The organism is Extensimonas perlucida (assembly GCF_007655255.1).
Taxonomy (GTDB): domain Bacteria; phylum Pseudomonadota; class Gammaproteobacteria; order Burkholderiales; family Burkholderiaceae_C; genus Extensimonas; species Extensimonas perlucida.
Genome location: NZ_VMYE01000048.1, coordinates 1 through 1180, shown reverse-complemented (window position 1 = coordinate 1180; position 1180 = coordinate 1). Strand labels below are relative to the sequence as shown.

Annotated in this window: 2 protein-coding genes; one reads left to right on the top strand and one right to left on the bottom strand. The window is 57.7% G+C overall.

Features of this window, described 5'->3' with window-relative positions; translation table 11 throughout:
* Positions 1 to 193 precede the first annotated feature (193 nt).
* Complete coding sequence (locus tag FK527_RS17150) at positions 194 to 721, bottom strand: hypothetical protein (protein ID WP_144735885.1); 528 nt, start codon at positions 719 to 721, stop codon at positions 194 to 196.
* Between FK527_RS17150 and FK527_RS17145 the strand changes: the two genes are divergently transcribed.
* A complete protein-coding gene (locus tag FK527_RS17145; RefSeq protein WP_144735883.1) occupies positions 720 to 899 on the top strand; it encodes a hypothetical protein in 180 nt (59 codons plus the stop codon). The two genes, FK527_RS17150 and FK527_RS17145, sit on opposite strands and share 2 nt — an antisense overlap.
* The last annotated feature ends 281 nt before the right edge of the window (positions 900 to 1180 follow it).

Here is a 1180-nt window from a genome sequence, read left to right as displayed (position 1 = left end):
CGATCATCATGGTGTACGGGCTCCTTTGCTGGCTTGCTCATGTTCCTCAATCAGGGCTTGCAAAACGGCACGAGCCATGAACAGGGGGTAGCGGCGGGAGTCTATACAATCGTCAGGGATGCGACAAGTAACCACTCTGCTTGGGTACAGCCAAATCTCACAGTAACGTCACCATAGAGCAATAGGGGATTGCTCAATCAGGCTGGTCGCAATTTTGGGACGATTGAGCCAGGTGACCAGAGGTCAGCGGATGTAACCGTGCGCGATGATTCGGTTTCGTTCGCGAAATCACCTCGCACTGTGCACAGGTCACTTGCGCTGTGATTGGATCCGATGCTTCAGGCCAAGGGCCCCGGTGGCCACAGAGGGCGATGTGATGCCCCGCGGCGACGAGGTGTGTTTCGCTGTCGAATCCCGTCGCGACGTCGAAATCTCCCGTCTGTGTACGACGGGTCATACTGGCGCCGAAGCTTCGCATTTCGCGCACGGTGTCATCCGCCACCCCGAGGATCTCCCGCGAAAGCGTCAGAGTACCGGTTGCGTAGTCCTTCGACACCGAAGCCACCGGTGCGTCCGCGGGCGTGATGTCGCGGATCACGAACCGGCGTCCCATCCAAGCGCCATGGAAGACGAAGCCGCCGATTCGGGGTGGAAGTTCTTGGAGAAGGGCGGCAATCTTTGTCGCACCTTTGGCAGTCATCGCGTCAAAGGCCTTAGGCATGACTGTGTCCTCCGATTCCGGGCGCCTTCCGGGCCCGATGGCGAGCTTCGTGCGCGTGCTTGGCATCGATGTCGAGCGCTCGATCGTTAATGAAGCGGATTTCGTCTTCGGTGTAACCGAAGAGAAGCTTCGTGATGAGTCGACTGACCGTCAAAACCAGATCCTTAAGGTGGGGTAGTCCCGTCGCATCCACCTCGACGTCGGCCAATCCATTCCTCTGTGGCAGTGCAGACGGTTCTTGTGCCATGACCTCTTTGAGTTGGCCTCTCAATCGCATCAGGTCAATGGCCAACTCGCTCTTGTCTGAGCACGACTCCACGTTGTTGCCTAGGTGTAGCATCCCTGACGATTGTATAGACTCCCGCCGCTACCCCCTGTTCATGGCTCGTGCCGTTTTGCAAGCCCTGATTGAGGAACATGAGCAAGCCAGCAAAGGAGCCCGTACACCATGATGATCGC

Coding starts and splice junctions, on each gene's coding strand:
- FK527_RS17150 (WP_144735885.1), bottom strand. CDS start 721: ATGCCTAAGGCCTTTGACGCGATGACTGCCAAAGGTGCGACAAAGATT.
- FK527_RS17145 (WP_144735883.1), top strand. CDS start 720: ATGACTGTGTCCTCCGATTCCGGGCGCCTTCCGGGCCCGATGGCGAGC.